12 protein-coding genes and 1 riboswitch are annotated in these 17,374 nt (G+C 51.7%); of the genes, 4 read left to right on the top strand and 8 right to left on the bottom strand.

What is annotated here, in order from left to right; genetic code table 11:
- Nucleotides 1–229 precede the first annotated feature (229 nt).
- Complete coding sequence (locus GC101_RS15190) at nucleotides 230–1,228, bottom strand: MBL fold metallo-hydrolase (protein WP_171717922.1); 999 nt, start codon at nucleotides 1,226–1,228, stop codon at nucleotides 230–232.
- Nucleotides 1,229–1,676: 448 nt separating this feature from the next.
- On the opposite strand from GC101_RS15190, the gene GC101_RS15185 reads away from it, so the two are divergent.
- Both GC101_RS15185 and GC101_RS15180 read left to right on the top strand, forming a co-directional pair.
- Nucleotides 1,677–2,810, top strand: a complete 1,134-nt coding sequence (locus GC101_RS15185; protein ID WP_042140019.1) for a virulence factor — start codon at nucleotides 1,677–1,679, stop codon at nucleotides 2,808–2,810.
- A 97-nt stretch (nucleotides 2,811–2,907) separates the two neighbouring features.
- Nucleotides 2,908–3,124: riboswitch (Lysine riboswitch) on the top strand.
- 154 nt (nucleotides 3,125–3,278) lie between these two features.
- The gene (locus tag GC101_RS15180) at nucleotides 3,279–4,766 is read left to right on the top strand and encodes an amino acid permease (RefSeq protein WP_171717921.1); all 1,488 of its coding nucleotides are present in this window, start codon (nucleotides 3,279–3,281) and stop codon (nucleotides 4,764–4,766) included.
- Between the two features lie 990 nt (nucleotides 4,767–5,756).
- On the opposite strand, the gene GC101_RS15175 is transcribed toward GC101_RS15180, so the two are convergent.
- Nucleotides 5,757–6,407: a nitroreductase family protein gene (locus GC101_RS15175; RefSeq protein ID WP_171717920.1), complete on the bottom strand. Its 651-nt coding sequence runs from the start codon at nucleotides 6,405–6,407 to the stop codon at nucleotides 5,757–5,759.
- 121 nt (nucleotides 6,408–6,528) lie between these two features.
- Here GC101_RS15175 and GC101_RS15170 point away from each other — a divergent pair, with 121 nt between their 5' ends.
- A complete protein-coding gene (locus GC101_RS15170; RefSeq protein ID WP_171717919.1) occupies nucleotides 6,529–6,897 on the top strand; it encodes a helix-turn-helix domain-containing protein in 369 nt (122 codons plus the stop codon).
- Between the two features lie 155 nt (nucleotides 6,898–7,052).
- Nucleotides 7,053–7,370 (top strand): DUF3889 domain-containing protein, encoded by a 318-nt coding sequence (locus GC101_RS15165; RefSeq protein WP_171717918.1) that lies wholly within the window; start codon nucleotides 7,053–7,055, stop codon nucleotides 7,368–7,370.
- Nucleotides 7,371–7,397: 27 nt separating this feature from the next.
- Here GC101_RS15165 and GC101_RS15160 read toward each other — a convergent pair whose 3' ends face one another.
- The 6 genes from GC101_RS15160 to GC101_RS15135 all read right to left on the bottom strand — a co-directional run bounded on the left by GC101_RS15160 (nucleotide 7,398) and on the right by GC101_RS15135 (nucleotide 17,203).
- Entirely contained in the window at nucleotides 7,398–8,537 is a 1,140-nt protein-coding gene (locus GC101_RS15160) for a transglutaminase domain-containing protein (protein WP_171717917.1), read from the bottom strand.
- A 447-nt stretch (nucleotides 8,538–8,984) separates the two neighbouring features.
- The gene (locus tag GC101_RS15155) at nucleotides 8,985–11,366 is read right to left on the bottom strand and encodes a glycoside hydrolase family 95 protein (protein ID WP_171717916.1); all 2,382 of its coding nucleotides are present in this window, start codon (nucleotides 11,364–11,366) and stop codon (nucleotides 8,985–8,987) included.
- A gap of 97 nt (nucleotides 11,367–11,463) precedes the next feature.
- The gene (locus GC101_RS15150; RefSeq protein ID WP_171717915.1) at nucleotides 11,464–13,209 is read right to left on the bottom strand and encodes an ABC transporter substrate-binding protein; all 1,746 of its coding nucleotides are present in this window, start codon (nucleotides 13,207–13,209) and stop codon (nucleotides 11,464–11,466) included.
- A gap of 189 nt (nucleotides 13,210–13,398) precedes the next feature.
- Nucleotides 13,399–14,298: a carbohydrate ABC transporter permease gene (locus tag GC101_RS15145; protein WP_042140026.1), complete on the bottom strand. Its 900-nt coding sequence runs from the start codon at nucleotides 14,296–14,298 to the stop codon at nucleotides 13,399–13,401.
- Nucleotides 14,299–14,312: 14 nt separating this feature from the next.
- Nucleotides 14,313–15,299 carry an ABC transporter permease gene (locus GC101_RS15140; protein ID WP_171717914.1) on the bottom strand — a complete coding sequence of 329 codons (987 nt, stop codon included), beginning with the start codon at nucleotides 15,297–15,299 and terminating at the stop codon, nucleotides 14,313–14,315.
- Between the two features lie 113 nt (nucleotides 15,300–15,412).
- Nucleotides 15,413–17,203, bottom strand: coding sequence for a sensor histidine kinase (locus GC101_RS15135; protein WP_171717913.1), 1,791 nt, complete (start codon nucleotides 17,201–17,203; stop codon nucleotides 15,413–15,415).
- Nucleotides 17,204–17,374 lie beyond the last annotated feature (171 nt).

The raw sequence follows: 17,374 nt of genomic DNA, 5'->3' as shown, positions 1-17,374 counted from the left end.
ATTATAGCATAAAATCAAGGCAAATGGCCCGTAATTGTAGCCCTTTAAGGGGCATCTTTGCCCTTTTCCAGGCAAATATCTTATCAAGTGGAAACAACTTTGCCGTCCTTTTAAGGAAGGCACCGTTTCAGCGAGAAATAGAAGGATAAGTTATCGTGTGAAACATATAATTTCTTATATTTTTAAGTAGAAGGGTTATGCGGGACTTCTCCCGGTCAGCCGCCGGCAGTTATTGTCCGGGCGGGCGCTCTTCGGGATGCACCACCAGTGTCTCCCCATAACCTAAGGTACGGATACGTTCCTCACTGATCCCGTGTGCCGCACGTGCCAGCTCCATCCGGTCCAGCGCTTCGCGCGCGGTGTCATCAGCCAGCCGGAACGTCCCGAAATGCATCGGAATCATGAGCTCTGCCCCTACATCCAGGAATGCCTGCACAGCCTCCTCCGGATTCACATGCTGGGAGTTCATGAACCACTCCGGCTCATAGGCCCCGATTGGCATCAGTGCGACATGCAGCTTAAAGCGGCTGCCGATCTCCTTGAAGCCCGGGAAGAAGCCGCTGTCTCCGGCAAAATACAGATTCGGCGGAAGCTTGCGCTGCCCCTTGCCCTCTTCGCCCTCCGGATGCTTCTGCGGGTCCGCCGGCTGAAGCACATAACCGCCCCAGTGCGAGGAATTCGTATCAAACGGCGTCCGCCGGGTCCAGTGCTGGGTCGGGACAAAGGTCAGCTTGACGGCACCGAGCGTAAGCTCCTGCCACCACTGCATCTCCAGGCAGTCCGGGAACCCTTTGCGGAGCATTTTGCGCTTCAGTCCTTCCGGGACCACAAGGGTCGTCGTTCCTGCCCGGTACAATCTGCGGATGGAAGCTATGTGCAGATGATCATAATGGGAATGGGAAATCAGGATAAGGTCTATCGGCGGAATATCGCCAAGGGGTATGCCCGGCTGCCCGATCCGCTTCTCAAACCCCAGTCTGCGCGCCCAGATCGGGTCCGTAATGATATTAAGCCCTTCATATTGCAGAAAAAAAGTGGAGTGCCCGATCCACGTAATCGTTGTTTCCAGCCGGTTTCCGGCCAGATAACTCAGCTGCGGCGGATGATTGGGCACCTTATAGGTATAATCCTTCTTCTTCCGGCGGCGTTCCTCGCGCCATTGGCGGAATTCCTTAAGCGTTTTATCGGTACTTACATTATCGATGTTGTTGTAACGTATTTTAGCCATGGTTGAAACCACTCCTTATAACCGCTCTGCCGGATCTCTCTGGTGCGGCAAATCAGATACTCTAACTATAGGGTTCCGCAGAGCCATTTGCAAAATCACAGAGGTGTGCAGGTGCGTACATGAGTGTGCCGATGTGTAATCCTCCCCTTACAAATGTTACCCGTTTGGCCCAAACGGAAACGTCAGCGTGAAATAGAGGATTAACAAATCTACCGCAGATTGCGGTTATGAATCAGGAAATCTGGAGGCAACAGCGGCCGGAAGTCCAAATCTACACCGTAGTAACGACTGGTCTGGAAGTTATTAACTTATGCATCTCTTATCTATACTAATATTTTAAATTTTAGCGGGTTCACACCTCTGCCCTTTTGTGTTCCACCGCTGAAATGATGTAAAATGCGGGTAAAGAGCACGGTGCTTATGCCACTTATCAAAGAGGAGCTGACGTATGAAGATCACCTTTATTGAACCGACTCCAAGTCCAAATACGATGAAGCTTCACCTGGACGAAAGTCTGGAACCCGGCATCCGCCGGACCTACACGCCGGAAAGCCGGCGCTCTGCCCCTTCCTGGGCGCAGGATATGCTGGAAATCCCAGGCGTCACCAGTATCTATCACGCTGCCGATTTCGCGGCCCTGGAACGCAAGGGCAGTGCCGATTGGGCCGCTATTCTCCGCGAGGTCCAGAACCGCTTCGGAGCGGACGGCCTCGCCGCCGATTTCAGCCTGGAGGATGAGAACGCCGGCGCCCATTTCGGGGAAGCCCAGGTGTTCGTGCAGATGTTCCGCGCGATCCCGATTCAGATCCGCGTCAAGACCGGCGCGAAGGAGGAGCGCATCGCCTTGTCGAGCCGCTTCACGCAGGCGGTGACCGATGTGGCCAGCGCCGTGCTGATCAAGGAGCGTAAGCTCACCGATTACGGCGTACGTTACGGCGAGCCGCCGGACATTGCGCGCGAGGTCGAGCAGGAGCTGGAGGCGGCGTATCCGCAGGAACGCCTCGACTCCCTCGTGCAGCAGGCGATCGCGCACGGGGCTGCCGGCGAGTTCGTCGAGCAGCGGCACAAGAAAGAGCAGGCCGAGCTGCTGCGGGACCTGCATGATGAGGACTGGCGCGTGCGCTACGCCGCGCTGGAGGATCTGGCGCCTAGCGAGCAGCTCCTGCCGGAGCTGCGCACGGCGCTGCACGACCCCAAGCTGCATATCCGCAGATTGGCGGTCGTGTACCTTGGCGACATCCGCACGCCAGGGGCGATGGAGCTGCTCTATGAGGCGATGCAGGACAGCGCCCCCGCCGTCCGGCGCACCGCCGGCGACACACTGTCCGACATCGGCGACCCGGCAGCGACGCCGGTGATGACGGCGTCGCTGCGTGATGCCAGCAAGCTGGTGCGCTGGCGGGCGGCACGCTTCCTGTATGAGGTCGGCACGGCCGAAGCCCAGGAAGCCCTGAGCATTGCGGCCGAGGATCCTGAATTCGAGGTCGGGCTGCAGGCCAAGATGGCGCTGGAGCGGATTCTGTCCGGCGAAGAGGCCGCGGGCACCGTCTGGCAGCAGATGTCGGAGCGCCGGCGGACCTGACGTCAACCTGCCGTATTTTGTCATTGCCTGCGAGGCCAAGTTGCATTATACTGATTCCTGTTGTTCATATCGTTACAAGATAGCCTCATCATACCTAGGATGAGGTAGAGGTCGCGGATATAAAGAGTACGCGCGTGGAGATGCCTAAGAGCCATCTATGATACGCGCCGAAAGGAATATCCGCCGAAATCCGGGCTGCTGCTCTTAGTTTAGCAGCGCGGATTGGGGCCGTCAGCCGAAAGGCGCGGAACTGTCACCGTGTATATGCCTGCCAGGAAACTGCGGGAATTGCACCGTGTTGCGCTATCTTAACAGGGAGTATGATGCGGAGCCTATAATCAGGAAACCGCAGCGTCCGTCTGCGGTTTTTTTGTGTGCATAACGCTAAGCAGAAGACACAGGGCCAAGCAGGCTGCAGCAACTCCCCGCTGTGAACCGAACCAACAACTCAAAGGGAGTGTCCTATTCATGCAAGCGAAGCAAGAGAAGCAGCCGGCTGCACAGGCAGGTAACGCCAGTACTCCGGGCCTGCGCAAAACATTCAAAGCAAGACATCTGACCATGATCGCCCTGGGCGGTTCCATCGGAACCGGGCTGTTCCTGGCCAGCGGCGGTGCGATCGCCTCCTCCGGTCCAGGCGGAGCCCTGCTTGCCTATACCGCAGTCGGCATCATGGTCTATTTCCTGATGACCAGCCTCGGTGAGCTGGCTACCTATTTGCCGGATTCCGGTTCTTTCAGCACGTACGGAACGCGGTTTGTCAGCCCCGCCTTCGGCTTCGCCATCGGCTGGAACTTCTGGTACAACTGGGCGGTAACGATAGCAGCGGAACTGTCGGCTGCTACCGTCATTATTAAATACTGGTTCCCGGACAGCCCCTCCATGCTCTGGAGCCTGTTGTTCCTGCTGATCATGTTCGGCCTGAACTTCCTCTCCTCGCGCGGTTACGGCGAATCGGAATATTGGTTTGCCATCATTAAAATCATCACCGTCATTGTCTTCCTCGTTGTCGGCGTCCTTATGATCTTCGGTATTATGGGCGGTAAGGCGGTGGGGCTCAGCAACTTCCAGCTGGGAGGCAGCTCGTTCCACGGCGGCTTCTTCGCCTTCGTCGGTGTCTTCATGGCCGCCGGATTCTCCTTCCAGGGGACGGAGCTGGTCGGGGTCGCTGCGGGCGAGAGTGAGAATCCCCGCAAGAATGTACCGGTAGCCATCCGCCAGGTCTTCTGGCGCATCCTGATCTTCTATATCTTCGCCATTCTCGTAATTGGTCTGCTCATTCCTTATACCAATCCCGATCTGCTCCGCGGCGGGATCGATGATATCGGTGTCAGCCCGTTCACGATCGTCTTTAACAAAGCCGGACTGGCAATTGCCGCTTCCGTAATGAACGCCGTCATCCTCAGCTCCGTGCTGTCTGCCGGGAATTCCGGGATGTACGCCTCTACACGTGTCCTCTACGCCATGGCGAAGGACGGCATGGCTCCGCGTGCCCTCGGCAAGCTGAACCGCAGAGGCGTGCCTGTAGGCGCGCTGCTCGTGACCACAGCTGTCGGCATGCTGGCCTTCCTCGCCTCCTTCTTCGGAGACGGTGCGGTTTACAACTGGCTGCTGAACGCCTCCGGGATGTGCGGCTTCATCAACTGGCTCGGGATTGCCGTCTGTCATTACCGCTTCCGCCGTGCCTTCGTCAAGCAGGGGCATTCGCTGGATGAACTGCCTTACCGGGCGAAATGGTTCCCGTTTGGTCCGCTATTTGCCTTCGCCCTCTGCATGGTGGCCGTATTCGGCCAGAACATGGGCGCCTTCACCGGTTCCAAAATCGACTGGTACGGCATTCTCGTCTCTTATGTCAGCGTACCTCTGTTCCTGCTGATCTGGCTGGGCTACGGCTGGTTCCGGAAGAGCAGCATTGTCCCGCTGGACAAATGTGATCTGAGCACTCACGCAGAGTAACTCTTTGCAGGTCATATCTTCAAGCGCCAAGGCTACATATAACAATTGGAAACGGCTACGCCGTCCTTTAAAAGGATAGCGTAGCCGTTTTAGCGAGAAATAGAAGGTTAAGTGGATCATGTGAAACATATCATTTCTTATATTTGAACAAAATCACCCTTACGGGTAAAGCAAGCTGAGGGCTTGTGCGACCTGTCTCGCATTTGGGAAATCAAGGGCACCAATGCTCCTCATTTGCTCCTTTGTCCCTCATTCGGGGAATTCAAGGGCACTATTGCTCCTCATTTGCTCCTTTAGCTCGCATCCGGGGAAATCAAGGGCACTAATGCTCCTCATTTGCTCCTTTGGCTCACATTTGGGGAATTCAAGGGCACTAATGCTCCTCATTTGCTCCTTTAGCCAACGTGCGATGGAATCAGAGGGATTTATCCCTTTAGTTTCTCCATACCGCTGACCGTCGGCGGAATTAGTGGGGTTTATCCCTTTGATTTCTCCATACCGCCGACTTTCAGCGGAATCAGAGGGATTTATCCCTTTGATTTCTCCATCCCGCCTACCATCGGCGGAATTAGTGGGATTTATCCCTTTGGTTTCCCCATACCGCCGACCGTCGGCGGAATTAGTGGGATTTATCCCTTTGATTTCACCATACCGCCGACTTTCAGCGGAATTAGTGGGATTTATCCCTTTGGTTTCCCCATACCGCCCACTTTCAGCGGAATTAGAGGGATTTATCCCTTTGATTTCACCATACCGCCGACTTTCAGCGGAATTAGAGGGATTTATCCCTTTGATTTCCCCATACCGCCCACTTTCGGCGGAATTAGTGGGATTTATCCCTTTGATTTCTCCATACCGCCCACTTTCGGCGGATTCAGTACAAAGACCGGTTTCGGCCACATTATCGTGGCCTGAACCGGTCTTTTTTTGCGTCAGGAGATTAAGTTAAGTATGCTTTTGTACTGAAGAACGTCCCCTTGGAGCTGTTGATTATGCCCAGGTTGTGATTGTCTCAACCGGCAGGCGGTAGGAAGGGTAGCCTTCTTTGGCTGCTTTCCCTATCGAGATCAGCATGACCGGCTGGAACCGGTCTTTGTCCAGGCCAAAAGCTTCCGCGATTTTGTCCTTTTCATAACCGGCCATCGGGTTGGTGTCATATCCATGGGCACGGGCAACAAGCATCAGCTGCATCGAAATAAGGCTCGAGTCAATCAGGTTCACTTCACGCAGCTCGGATGCGGACATGGCAGCATAATAAGGCTTCACTTGTTGCAGCTGCATATCCTTGACGTCGCTCGGCATGTAACCAAGTTCCACGGATTTGCCGAAAATTCCCTCCATATATTCAATATTATTCGCATCGTAAAATACCGCAATAACTGCCGAGGAAGTCAGAGCCTGCGTCTGGTTGAACGAGGCCAGCGGGGCAAGCTTTTCTTTGCCTTCCGCGCTGTCAATAACAAGGAAACGCCATGGCTGCATGTTAATGGCAGACGGGGCACGGGAGGCTTCCGCCAGAATCTCGCTCATTTCCTCCCGGCTGATTCTGACTTCAGGATCATAGGCCTTCACGGAACGGCGCTCCAGGACGATCTCATTGAAATCGTTGGTTGTATGGTATTTCCCAGTGATTGTACTCATGTAAATTTCTCTCCTTTATCTATAGGTTTTCTTGTGCTGAAATGTCACTTATCATCACTACAAGAATTCTAAACTATGAAGTATACTTTATAGCAAGAGGGAAAAACGGGGTGATTTAAACATGAAAATTAGTGAAGTCGCAAAAATTGTCAATCTGCCTATATCAACCATCCGGTACTATGAGAAAATGGGCATTATCACGGATGAATATATCCTCAGGGAAGAGAACAATTACCGGAATTATGATGCAGAGATCATTCACCATTTGGGTGTTGTTAAGAATTGTCTGGCTGTCGGTTTTTCAATTAATGATATAAAATCCATGATCTCTAAAAATGGAATCTCCAAAGAAGAACAAACACGAATCATCAAAGCTAAAATAGCAGATATTGAAGCTGCCCAAAAAAACCTTGAGGATTCCAAGCAATCTCTTTATGACCTTCTTGAGCTGGATATAACATGCGAGGACGGGTTCGGAAAGTATTCTTGAGCGCTTCCGGCGTTTATCCGGAATTACAACAAACAGGGATGTCCCGCAGCCTATCGGCGCGGCAGACATCCCTGTTTGTTTGCTGTTATGATGTAATTTTTTATTTTGGGGGCAAGCTAATACATATTCACAATCTACAATCTAAGGAGACTGCCATGAAAAAAATTTGGATCACCGCCCTGCTGGCGCTTATCTTCACCCTTAACAGCCCGGTGAGTTCAGCCGCTCCTGAGTATGCCAAATGGGGTATCGTAGCTGTGAAAGCAGCGCAGCAGAAATACAATGCCGAGATTATCGATTATAAGCATGTAGGCCGTACTCAAATAAAGCCAACGCTTGCGGAGGAGAAATTCAAGCTGTGGATCCGCAGCAAAGCCGGCCGGGAATTTGGCATATTCGTCATGGTCCGCTTTGACCCGTCGGACGATCAGCTGCAAACCATTCTTTTCTCGGAGACGGATCAGTGGCGATAAAGCTATACTGTATCCTTTTCAATACTCTTATTTCCAGGTCACATACACCTTAAGGTCCCCTGTATTGTCAAAAGGTGAACTGTTGAATGCCAGATTATTCAGCCCTATTTCATAGAGGACCTGCAGGTCCTGCCTCAGCAGCTTCTCACTGCCCCGGTAACGGAACAGCAGTGAGAGTTGGCCTGAATCCGCCGCCTGCTGCGCTAGCTTTTTCAAGTCTGCCGCCGAAGCGATCACTTGATCCTCCTCATACAGCCTGTAATCCAGAACCTCCTGCAGCTTCTTGTATCCGTCTGTCCCCTGTCCGCCCCGGCTGACCAGCTGTGACAGTGTCTGGGCATAACCGGTTGAAGCAGCCGGATACGTCTTGGTCCAGCTGTGGTCACGGCGCATCTGGGCATCCGTTCTCATGTAATATACGGTACTGATTCCACCCTCCGGACTAGGCTCCGGATCATCCCAGGTCGTATCGAGATGATACCATAGTCCGTCCAGCTGCACGAGATTCCAGGCATGCGACTGGGCAACGCCCCCCTCGGGCCTCGCAGTACCCTCCACAATTCTATTCGGTATACCCGCTCCCAGCAGCAGCTTATAGGTCAGCAGGGAATACCCCTGACATACCGCACTGCCCGTCTGAAGTCCCTCATACGCCGTATATTTACGGTATGAATTATCATATTGCAAATGCAGCACCACCCAGTCGTGGATGACTTTGACTTTCTGATGGCTGCTCATCCCCGGTGTAATTAATTCCTGCAGAACGGTCTTCACCTGCTTGTTAACATATGCTGTCTGCTGCAGCGTCTCCCGGTACTCCACCTGAACCGTCACGTTGGCAGAGCGTGTGCTCCCCCGGTAAGAAAACGCATAGCTGTCAATAATATAATAGAGATACGGATCGCTCCCCATCGCCTGATCGATTGCCGTCTGCACCTGGCTCTTCAGCTTATTTGTCTTGCCCTGATAAGTGAAGGTAATTGTCTCTCTGCGGTTGCTCATCGCCCCGGTCAGCTTCTGCGCCATCTCATTGACAGAACGCAGCACCACAGAATCAGCAGCAGCATAGGCATGCTCATACCCCCAGTATGTTGCGGGCGGGATAGCAGCAAAAACCAGCATGCCGCAAATCACGGTCTTCATCAGCGATATACGTCTCTTCCCCATAGCCTTCAAGTGCCTCCTGCAATCTATATAATGGATGATTAGCCGTTTACTCTATAGTAAATGCCGGAAATCCCCTGTATACAACTCCAACCCCCGAAACCTTTGAACCTGAACCTGAGATACCTGTTATATTCCTTATTATCGGCCCGGCACACCCGGCGCATAAGTATCCTCCCCATAAATATTATCAGGACAAGCACTGGTGGGCGGGTGAGTGGGTGGGTGGGTAGGTGGCTGGCGGGTGAGTGGGTGGGCTGGTAGGTGGCTGGCGGGTGGGCTGGCGGCGGAGTGGGCTGGGGCAGGCGGAATGCTCAGGAGGTATGCGGGCGTGAAAATAGATCATCAAAAAGCCGCTGCCTCCCGGTCCATCTCCGGGAAGCAGCAGCTTCGGCTGCACTTATCTATGATACACTTAAGCGTTCACGTTCACAGCTTACAGTTCACTGCCTACAACGTCACAAGATAAGTCTCGCCCGCTTTAACCTCAATCGCAGGTTCTACCACCTGCGCGCTGCCGTCAGGAAGCTGCAGCTTCAGCTCCTGCGCATAGCTGAGACGCAGCAGTCCATCATACTTCGCTGTGATCCGGGCGGATACCAGCAGTCCATCCTGCCAGTCCATGTCAACCACATAGCCGCCGCGTGCCTTCAGGCCGCTGATCCGGCCGTTCTTCCAGGCTCCGGGCAGCGCCGGAAGCAGCGCAAGCTCACCCAGATGACTCTGCAGCAGCATTTCCGCAATCCCCGCAGCAGCGCCGAAATTACCGTCAATCTGAAACGGCGGATGCGCGTCGAACAGATTCGGATAGACCGAACGGGTTAACAGCGTACGGACAAAACCATAAGCCGAATCACCGTCCTCCAGCCGGGCATACAGATTAATCAGCCAGGCACAGCTCCAGCCGGTATGCCCGCCGCCGGAAGCGATCCGCTTCTGAAGAGATAAACGGCTCGCCTCCAGCAGCTCCGGTGTGTCCCGTTTGTTGATACGGTTGCCCGGATAGAGGCTGTACAAGTGCGAGACATGACGGTGTCCCGGCTCGGATTCAGTGAAGTCATAGATCCACTCCTGCAGCCGCCCGTCTTCAGCAATCTTCAGCGGTGACAGACGGGAGAGCGTCTTCTCCAATTCAGCCTGGAACTCCGGATCCACGCCGAGAATCCGTGCAGCCTGCAGGCAGTGCTGCATCAATTCATTGATCAGGCTTATATCCATGGCCGAGCCCATGGATATGCTGCTGGCTCTGCCGTCTTCTGTTACAAACCGGTTCTCCGGTGAAGTAGACGGGCTAGTTACCAGCTTGCCGTCCGGCCCTTCCACCAGCCAGTCCAGGCAGAAGAGTGCCGCTCCCTTCATTAACGGATATGCCGTCTCTTCCAGATAAACGGCATCCGGCGTGAATTCGTAATGCTCCCACAGATGCCGGGACAACCAGACGCCGCCCATCGGCCAGAACGCCCAACTGGCATCTCCGCCGGAAGGGTTAGACGCCTTCCACAAATCGACATTGTGATGAGCTACCCAGCCGCGTGCCCCGTAATGAATGGCAGCCGTTCTGGCCCCGGTCTCACTGAGCTCCTTAATGAGGTCAATCAGCGGTTCATGGAATTCACTGAGATTACAGACCTCTGCCAGCCAGTAATTCATCTGCGTATTAATATTGGTCGTATAATTGCTGTTCCATGGCGGCTGTACATGATTATTCCAGATGCCCTGCAGATTGGCGGCCTGTGTTCCGGCACGCGAGCTGCCCATCAACAGATAGCGCCCGTATTGGAACAGCAGCGCCTCCAGCGCCGGGTCCTCCTGGCCGTTCTTATAGGCAGCCAGACGTTCATCGGTCGGCAGATTGTCCGCTTCATGACCGCCCAGATCCAGATCCATGCGGCGGAATACCGCCTGATGATCTTCTGTATGCCGTCTCCGCAGCTCCTCATAGGATTTGCCCGCAGCTGCGGTCAGCCTGCTTGCACAAACTTCCGCAGGGCTTACAATAACTTCGGAATCCTTCACCGCTCCTGCTTTTTTGTGGCTTGCACTGGACTGCACCTCTTCATAGTCCGTGCCGGCCGCAAGCAGCAGAAGTACACTATCAGCGCCGGATATGACAAGCTTGCCATCCGAATGATGGATGCTTCCTCCCCCGGTTACCTGTGCCTGCAGGTGCAGCTCGAAGGCAATCCCGAGACCCTCCTCATAGCGAACGGCCACGGGATGATCCTGATGATAGTTGTCAGCAATATGCGACGGACAGCGGCCATGGAGCACCAGTTGTTGCTCAGTTTCAGAACTGACCGTATGCTTCAGCTGGCTACTGAGAGCAAGTTCTAGATGAAGTCCGCCCGGCACCGCACTTGTGAGGTGAACGACACCCACCTTGTCCGGAGCACTGATGAATACTTCCCGGGTAAATGCCCCCTGCTCATTGTGATACCTCACCTTGGCAATCCCGCTGTCCAGATCCAGTTCACGTTCATATGATGTACAGTTCTCTACACCAGCCTGCTCCAGCAGCAGATCCCCCAGCGGCATATAAGCTTGGGCATTCACTCCAAGCATATGCGCGTTGACTACATCCTCAGCTTCCCCATATTTGCCGGAGGATACCAGCTCCCGTACCTTCTTCAGATACCGCAGGGCTTCATAGTTGTTCGTGTCCCGCGGAAAACCGGACCACAGGGTATCTTCATTCAGCTGAATCTGCTCTTTGGCGGTACCGCCAAACACCATAGCGCCCATATGCCCGTTACCAAGCGGCAGCGCTTCTTCCCAGACTGCCGCCGGCTGGCCGTACTTTAATTTCCACGGGTGATGCCTGTTGTTATCCATTCGCTTCTCGCCCTCCGTAATAATATCTGAGTACGGCAAAAGGCCCTGACCTAAGTCGGGCCTTCGCTGTATGGAATGACCTACATCCCATTATTGATTAGAACGTTTTACCTGTCCACAGGGTTACTCTCTTTTTCACGAGCTCTGTGAATTCTTTTTCCATATCCTGAGCGCCGGCTTTATCCAGCTCTGCCAGGAAGGCGTCATACACTTTATCAAAGTCTGCCGGTTTCGACAGGATGGCTTCAGGAATACGTTTGCGGATGATATCCTGTGTCTTCTTGTAGATTACCTGATATTGACCGTCAGTTGGAACCGGCAGGTTGTACAGGGCGCCTGTTTCTTTGATCGGGAATTCATCTTCTTTAGGGAACAAATCTTTCCATGTAGTAGCCTTGTATCCGGCAAGTGATTCCTTCTCAGCATCGGAGTAAGAAGCTACGATCTGATCCGGGAAGCTTGTAGTGTAGTAGTTGTCAGTGGAATCCTTCACACCATCACCATAACGTGCACCGAAGATAAGGTACTGGCCAATCCCGGTTTTTTTCTGGGTGTTTGCAGTATCGTTAGCTAATCCGTCGCTGATTTCAGGAAGAACTTCGCGTTTACCATCTGCATTTACAGTGTAGTGCGTGCCTTCAATACCCCAGGTTCTCAGAATCTGACCTTCATCGGAGGACATCCAGTCCAGCCATTTGATGATCCGGACAGGGTCTTTGGCTGCAGTAGTAATCGCAAGGCCATAGCCGTCGATACCTGTCTGCATGAAGGAATGATCTTTATACTCATCGGACAGGGTTACTGGGAAGTGACCGTAAGTATACTCATCTTTACCGGCTGCCTTCAGAGCATTCTCACCATCGGAGTATTCCCACTCCTGGGAGATCAGACCGAGTACACGGCCGCTGGCAACTTTAGCTTTGTATTGATCGTCTTTTTGTACGAAGGTATCCTTATCAAGCAGACCTTGAGCGTACATTCCGTTCAACCAGCGGAAATATTCTTTTTCTGCCGGACGTTTGTAGTGCAGCTGTGCTTCATAGGTCTCAGGATCTACATAATACTCGCCATCATCCGGTGCACCTGTTGTAGTGAAGGCCGGGTTCGTAACGGTGATCATGATTTTCCAGTCATCAGCGTTCAGCGTCAATGGAATTGTCGGCTGACCATCGGTTTCCGGATGCAGAGCCACATAATCCTTCAGTACTTTCTCATAATCTGCCAGTGTTTTCACTTCAGGATAGCCCAGTTCCTTCAATACACGGTGCTGAATTTCAAATCCGCCTGTAGCGTCGAAGGCTTGTTGGCCGACACCCATATTCGTAGGAATCTGATAGATCGCTTGGTCATCCAGGCTGTATTTCAGACGGCCCATGTTTTCGCCATAGACCTTCTTGAGGTTCGGAGCATATTTATCAATCAGTTCCGTCATATCAATAATCAGGCCGGCATCCACCAGGGTGCTCAAGTTTCCTTTGGCGAAGATCAGATCAGGCACGTCGCCGCTGGCAGCCATCATCGGGATTTTTTGGTCGCCGCCGCCGCTGCCTACATCAAATTCAGCTTCAATAGTAACACCTGTTTTTTCAGTAATGGCTTTACCGACTTCATCCTGCATTTTGTTCCAGTTCGGGCTGGCGTCACCGCCGAAGAAAGAGATCGTGAACGGAGAAGTATCTAATGCGGTATCATCTGCTGCTGCATTACTGGCTGCAGGTGTGTTTCCTGTGTTGTTAGATGTCGTGTTGTTGGCCGCATTATTGTTATTGCCTCCACAACCGGCGATCAGCATAGAGCTCATAAGCATGAGTGTAAAGATTGTTTTGGTACTCTTGCGATTCATTGTATATCCCCCTTGTAAATTAGTATGTTTCATCTATGCATATCAGGATTGACCTGAATATACCATTGTGAACGCTTGCAAAACTACTATAAATATAAATTCCACTATTTAACAATAACCCTGAGATTGGATAGCCGCCTGATCCTGCACTGAACCAGGCAGCTGTTCCATTTCAATCTATTGCCAGGCTTACGCTTTAACTGCACCCAGCGTCATACCGCCTACGAAGTACTTTTGCAGGAACGGATATACAACCAGAATAGGTACAGTTACGACAATCGTAATCGCCATCTTGATCGATTCAGGTGAAATCTGCGCCATCTGCCGCGCCATATCGTTCGCATTCACCATGCCGCTGCCCTGATTGGTAGACGACAATACCTTCATCAGCTCATACTGCAATGTAGTCAAATGCGGCTTGTTACCGTTATACAGATACGTTGTGAACCATTCATTCCATTGGCCAACGGCCAGGAACAGCGCGATGGTTGCCAGTACCGGTTTACAGAGCGGAAGGATGATCTTATAGAAAATCATAAAGTCATTCGCACCGTCCAGCTTGGCGGATTCCTGAAGAGCAAATGGCAGCCCGTCCATAAAGGAACGGATAATGAAGACGTTAAATGCGGATACCATACCCGGAAGGATGTAAATCCAGAACGTTCCGATCAGATTCAAATCTTTCATCAGAATGTACATAGGTACCATACCGCCGGAGAAATACATTGTCAGGGCCAGGAAAGTCGAGATGAATTTTCTCGCTCTGAATTCCGGACGGCTGAGCGTAAAGGCCAGCATGGAAGCACTGATCAGACCCAGAAGTGTACCTGAAAGGGTACGCAGAATAGATATCTTGAAGCCCTGAATCAGGCCGGTATAGCTGAAGATCCGCTGGTAATTCTCAAGCGTCCAGGCTCTCGGGAAGATATAGATGCCGCCCCGAACGGTATCTGTAGATTCATTGAAAGAAATCGCCAGTACGTTCAGGAAGGGATACAACGTCACAATCATGATTAATGTAAGAGCAGTGTACAGAAAGATGTCGAATGCACGCTCACCTTTTGTCATTTGAAATGCTTTGCCACCCATTTATGGTCCCCTCCTTACATAATGCTTTCTTTAGTGAATTTCTTCATCAGACCGTTAGCCGCGAACAGCAGGATTACACTGACTACGGAGGTGAACATACTTATTGCAGTACCATAAGAGAACCGCATGATCTGAATACCATACTTAAGCGCATACAAATCCAGCACTTCCGAATAATCGGTGACCAGGTTGTTCTGCAGCTGGAACTGTTTCTCGAAGCCGATACCGATCAGATGGCCGATATTCATAATGAGCAGCACCATAACGGTTGAACGGATACCCGGCAAGGTAATATTGAATGCCTGCTTAATTCTTCCTGCACCATCCACTTTTGCGGCTTCGTACAGCTCTTTATCGATCCCTGTAATCGCTGCCAAATAGATGATTGCACCCCAGCCTGTTTCTTTCCATATATCGGATGCAGTCAAAATTCCCCAGAAATATTTACCTTGGGCCATGAATTGGATTGGCTCATCAGTGATATGTAACCACATCAGCAAATCGTTCACGATTCCTCCGTCGATCGCGAGTGTCTTGTAGACAATCCCGCCTACAACGACCCAGGAGACAAAGTGAGGCAGATAAGATACGGTTTGAACCGTTCTCTTGAAAATACTCCCCCGCAGCTCATTGAGCATGATAGCAAACGTAATGGGAACCACGAAACCAAAGATCAGCCCGAGGATGCTCATGGACAGGGTATTTCTTAATACGAGATAGAAACGTTCGTCATGGAACAACTCCTTGAAGTTATCCAGTCCAACCCACTTCTGTTCGCCGAATGTCTTAGCCGGCTTATAATTTTGGAATGCCATCAACCATCCCCATATGGGTACATAGCTGAAAATAAATACCCAGATCACGAATGGAAGAGACATCAGATATAAGTACTTTTGCTGCAGTACGCTTTTCCAAAATCCACTATTCCGTTTCGCAGGTGGGCGGGGGGTTACGCTTTCATTTGCTGTAACACCGTTTTCAGTGAGCGCTTTCACGATCATTATTCCCCCTTCGTTTTTATAGTCTTATCTTACCGCAGCACCCCGGGAGAGAATACCCAACAGATTTCACGTAAAATCCTGTCTAAATTAGAGATTCTCCCAGGCCGCGCTGCTTAAGACTTGAACTCGCTTTCAACGGGAATAGAAAACGCTATCTCAGTACCTTCACCTGATCGGCTTGTAATTCTCAGACCATGCTCCTCTCCGTAATATAGAGTCAGTCTCTGATGCACATTGCGCAGGCCGATCCGTCCCCGTTCCTCTTCCTCCACTTTGCTAATCACATCCACGATCTCGGACAGCCTTTCCTCCTTCATGCCGATGCCGTCATCTGTCACAAGCACCTGAACCTCCTGGTTCTCATCCAGTGTTATACTGACATTGACATGAACGGTACCTTGCTTGTTCTCCAGCCCGTGGACTACGGAATTCTCTACAAGCGGCTGGATAATGAGCGGCGGGATCATGATTTCAGCTGCTCTAGGGTCAAATTTAATCTCATACTCCAGCCTGTCCTCATACCGGAACTTCTGGATCTCCAGATAAGAGCGGATCATCTCTACTTCTTCCTTGATCGGCGCCCGTTCGCGGCCTACTTCGAGGTTCTTGCGCATAAGCTTACCGAGTAGTCTGACGATGTTCGCAAGCTCCTTCTCGCCCTTAAGATGCGCATTCATGCGGATCGATTCCAGTGCGTTGAACAGGAAATGCGGATGGATCTGGCTCGCCATCATTTTTAATTTGATCTCCCGCTGGGCGATCTCCAGTGCACTGTTCTTCTCATTGCTCTCAATCACCTGGGTGATCAGCCGGTTAATACTTGCCACCATGTAATTGAATTGCCGCGACAGCTGGCCGATCTCATCCGTCCCGTCAATCCGGGAGACGATATTCAGATTGCCAAGGGCTACCTGATTCAGCTGGCGGCTCAGGCGCAGCAGACGGTTGGTGGTCAGCAGGGAGATGGTGTATACAAACACAAGGGCAACCAGCAGCACACCAATAACGATCAGGAGGCCCAGCTTGCTGACATTATTGGCATCGCTCAGAATGCTTTTCGTTTCAAATATAGAGATGATCTTCAGCTTGCTGCTGCTCAGCTCAGGAGACATTTCATCAATAATGACGTAAGAATCCTTGTCCTTCACCCTGGTTTTGAGCACACCCTTGGACTGCAATTGCACATCAACGCCAATGTCAAAATCATCCACTGTGCTGCCTACAAGCTGCGGATCATTGGCCGATACAATATAACCCTGCTCATCGATGATTAACGTATCGAACGGCTCCTGATAGAGCATCTGATTCAGTTCATCCTGAGAAACCTGCACCATCAGTATTCCGGATTTGCCGGATTCCCGGTAGTACACCTGACGGATCAGGCTGAGCTTGTTGATCGTCCCTCTGGGGCTGTTGAAATATTTCTCCTTGTCGGGAATATACATCCAGTAAATCTCTCCGGTCTGCATGGCCTTCTTGTACCAGTCTCTCGACTCCAGCTCCGGAGTCAATGGTGCAATCGACATATCATCAACCAGGCTCGGATTATCAATGAAAAAGCGGATATTAGAAATTTCCCGGTACCGCAGAACATATACACGGATATCCGTGTAATTCAAATAAGCCTTTGTAAGCGCCAATGCATCCGGGTAATGCGTAGTGACCAGCCGCTCAAGATCCTCGTCAAAATAGAGCAGATTAGAAATATCCGTCGGAACACGCAGCTTGCTGGACAATTGGCTTTTGATCTTCTCCACGTTGTTGGTGGCCTGATCAATCGCTCTGTTCAAGGCTCCCTCACGAAAATAGTTTGTAAGAATAATACCAACAATCAGCACAGGTATCATGACGACAATAATGTAGAAAAAAATCAGCTTATATTTCAGCTTCATATTATTGATCATTCGCACCAGCTTCTTAATAACACTTCCCCCTTCCGTTCAATGGAAAACAGGCTGCTCCCCTTATCCTCTGCAGATAGGGAACAGCCTGTATATCATAAGCCTCACGCTGAACGTTCGGCAAGTTCACAGTTCTAACCGCCCATGCTGCTCGCGGGCCTGCCCGGCAGCCGG

Source organism: Paenibacillus phytohabitans (assembly GCF_013141775.1).
GTDB lineage: Bacteria > Bacillota > Bacilli > Paenibacillales > Paenibacillaceae > Paenibacillus_AQ > Paenibacillus_AQ phytohabitans.
The sequence above is the reverse complement of the archived record's forward strand: the minus strand, read 5'-3'. Positions and strand labels throughout refer to the sequence as shown.

Bases quoted from the DNA above. Each gene is read 5' to 3' on its own strand.
- GC101_RS15190 (WP_171717922.1), bottom strand. From the start codon at position 1,228: ATGGCTAAAATACGTTACAACAACATCGATAATGTAAGTACCGATAAA.
- GC101_RS15185 (WP_042140019.1), top strand. From the start codon at position 1,677: ATGAAGATCACCTTTATTGAACCGACTCCAAGTCCAAATACGATGAAG.
- GC101_RS15180 (WP_171717921.1), top strand. From the start codon at position 3,279: ATGCAAGCGAAGCAAGAGAAGCAGCCGGCTGCACAGGCAGGTAACGCC.
- GC101_RS15175 (WP_171717920.1), bottom strand. From the start codon at position 6,407: ATGAGTACAATCACTGGGAAATACCATACAACCAACGATTTCAATGAG.
- GC101_RS15170 (WP_171717919.1), top strand. From the start codon at position 6,529: ATGAAAATTAGTGAAGTCGCAAAAATTGTCAATCTGCCTATATCAACC.
- GC101_RS15165 (WP_171717918.1), top strand. From the start codon at position 7,053: ATGAAAAAAATTTGGATCACCGCCCTGCTGGCGCTTATCTTCACCCTT.
- GC101_RS15160 (WP_171717917.1), bottom strand. From the start codon at position 8,537: ATGGGGAAGAGACGTATATCGCTGATGAAGACCGTGATTTGCGGCATG.
- GC101_RS15155 (WP_171717916.1), bottom strand. From the start codon at position 11,366: ATGGATAACAACAGGCATCACCCGTGGAAATTAAAGTACGGCCAGCCG.
- GC101_RS15150 (WP_171717915.1), bottom strand. From the start codon at position 13,209: ATGAATCGCAAGAGTACCAAAACAATCTTTACACTCATGCTTATGAGC.
- GC101_RS15145 (WP_042140026.1), bottom strand. From the start codon at position 14,298: ATGGGTGGCAAAGCATTTCAAATGACAAAAGGTGAGCGTGCATTCGAC.
- GC101_RS15140 (WP_171717914.1), bottom strand. From the start codon at position 15,299: ATGATCGTGAAAGCGCTCACTGAAAACGGTGTTACAGCAAATGAAAGC.
- GC101_RS15135 (WP_171717913.1), bottom strand. From the start codon at position 17,203: ATGATCAATAATATGAAGCTGAAATATAAGCTGATTTTTTTCTACATT.